The 2,838-nt window shown below is 52.7% G+C and carries 1 protein-coding gene; it reads right to left on the reverse strand.

The genetic code is table 11. The features are described 5' to 3' along the window. The coding region (locus tag ACYCZ5_RS13985) for a TrlF family AAA-like ATPase (RefSeq protein ID WP_461545418.1) at positions 1-2,777 on the reverse strand (2,777 nt) is incomplete at its 3' end. Positions 2,778-2,838: the final 61 nt, after the last annotated feature.

Consider the following 2,838-nt stretch of genomic DNA (forward strand, 5'->3'; position numbering starts at 1 on the left):
ATGACTTGGCGCCTCTGCTTGGCAGCCTTGATGCACTTCACCAGAACCTTGAAGATAGTCTGGTTGTCGAGGTTCTCCTCTGGCTGATCAATGATGATTGGAATGTCGTCCTTGTCTACCAGAAGGTAGAAGACCAGCAGTAGCAGGCCTCGCTCGCCTGGCGAGAGCTGGCTGATTTCTTGTTGGTCGAACGTGAGCGAATACCGCGGCGCGAGATAGCTCATACCGTAGACATAGTCGAGAATGTCCTGAGGATCACCGCCACGTCGGAGTTGGTCGGTGATTCTAGCTTCGCGACCACCACCTGATTCGCGGCGATCGAAGTGAAGCATGTCGTCAATGGTGTGTAGGAATATTAGGGTGGAGTCTACATCCCCGAAGTTAGCCTCCTTCAACAGTCCACGCATGACTTGATTGCTTTCGTCCACGCCGGAAAAGCTACCGCGTGCTTGGCGATTAATGCGTGGCAAGAACTGCTCATGGAAGTTGGACTCTTCGATGCGCACATCGAAGTCCAGCGGAAGGTGCATATCCATTTGGGCAGCAGACTTGACGAACTCCTGCACGGGCTCATACAACCGACGGTATTCCTCCACTGTCTTTACTATCTGTTCATGGACTTTCTTGGCGAGTTCCACGCGGCTATCCCTAAGCTCTGCGAGCTTGGCCGGAAGGGCACCCAGCGATTCGATTTCTGCCTTGAACCATTCAATCGACTGAGCCTTGTCCTTGCTGCCTACAAGCTCTTTCTTGGACAACTCCCACTTCGCAACCTGCTCTTTGAAGATAATGAACAGGCGCTGTTTCTCGCCAAGCTTGCTCTTGATGTCCGCTAGGGCAACTTCGGCAACTTCGCGCCTTTTGCTGAGACCTGCTGGATCTTGGTTGGCGAGTGCTACATCGATAGTCGTGATTGAATCTTTCACCTCTTTGCTTAGTGCATCGACTTTTGTCTTGTCTATTCTAAGGTCCACTAGTTCGGACACTTTCATATTCGCGCCAACTTCGGCCAGCATCGGGGTTAAATCAGAAATGAACTGGTCATGGGCCTTCTTGTGATTGGCGATGGCCTGCACAACCCTGTCCAAGACGGCCAGACGCTTTGCTTCCGCAGCCTTTTTTTCGCGGAGTTGCCTCTCCTCATCTCGCAGTTTTTTAAGCTCTTCTTCAAGGGCTTGAATTTTCTCCGTCGCGGCTTGGGACTCTTCCTTTGCTACGTCCGACGCCGTAGGATCTTCGACTTGGATAGGCTTTGATCCTTCGAGAGCAACCAGTTCGGCAGTCTTGGCGTCAAGCTGCTCCTGGAGGGACTGTTTGAACTCTGGCGTGAGGCGGCGTCCAGTTTGCAAAATCTCGAAGTTGGCCTTGGAGATTTCTTTAAGCAACTGCTCACGCGCGCTGTCAATCTCAGCGACTTTGAAATCGAGCAGATCATCCATGGAGTTGTAGCCCAAGCGAGCCTCTTCCGGAACGTGTGTATAAATGATTTTGCGCAGTTCGGCATCGAACGTTGCAGAACCGCCATCGCCGAGCTCATTGCAAAGCGTTTCAAGATAGCTTTGCGGCAAATACTTCACTCGTTCCACGCTGGTCTCTGATGGGTCTTGATCGAGCTGCCGCTCGGATTCAGTGCTGTCGTGCCAACCCAGCGCGCCAACGAAGTGCTGGGCGAGCTTGTTCCGCGGGTTGCGGAATCGCTTGTCGTTCAGAAACGAAAAACTCTTGAAGTTCTTGGTGTCGCCAGCCAGCCCTGCAATGTCGGCCATGGCGCTCTTTCCGCTGCCCTTGTTGCCGATGATGGCTACCAAGTCGTGGCTCAGAGGCATATCAACATTGAACCATGGGTCGGCTAGGGCGGTGCCGGGCTTGCGGTTGATACGGATTCTGGAGGCATATTTAGTGCGGTTGGTTTCAACCAATAGTCGTTTGGGGGGCGTGTCGCCGATGAACACCCGGTCTTCGAATTCGGTGATGGCCTGCACCAAACCATCAAATGTAGGGTCGGCCTTGATCCAAGTGAAGCAGTTTCCGACTCGGTCTTTGTCTGCGGAGCTGCTCAGAGCATGGGCGTCAGAGCAGTCGAGAAGAGTGGCCTTTACATTGGAGTCCAAAAGTTTTTTTCTTGCGGCGTCATAGGCCGCGGGGTTGGCCGCAGCAGTAAACACCAAATCAGCCTGATTGATGATGTTGCGCTTTTCGGCGATGGACTGGTCATCCCATTTTAGGTTGTCCCATTCGGTCTTGCCGACTGCGATCAAATATTTGTCGGCGAGGTAATGTCTGTCGAGTGCTTCGATGACCTTTTCCAAGCTCACGCACAGGTTGTTGAACCCTTCCTGCAGTGGTGGAGCGTAGTCGGCTTTCTTTTCGGCCGGTGCTGAGTCGATGATCATCTGGCCGAGTTCGGACAAGCTGTCGCGTGTGATGACACCCTTCCATTTGCCGTTCCAATCATTGGAGTCTGGGATCAGTTGGTAGCTAGGAGCCAAAGAACCGAGGAATTGCTGCCGAATTACCTCTGGATCCAGCGCATCAAAAATGACATGCAGGTTGATGCGATTCCAGCCCGATTGGGAATAGCTGCCATCCTTGTCCTTCTTGACCACACCAGCAAACTTATCTAGACGTAGCTCGATCACCGGCAATATAAGGTCAATATTTTTCAGCCGTCCTTGCTCGAGTTTCGCTTTGCGCACGCGCTCGTAGCCGTCGATGAAGATGTAGTCATTGATGCCAATAACCTTAATGTCAGTCGGCAGTGCTTCAAGATCGAGCAAGAACGCTTCCCAGGCTTCCTCGTCCGCCCCTGGATAGTTGTGGACAACAGACGATGGCGTG

The sequence above is a fragment of the Sideroxydans sp. genome, assembly GCF_054604835.1.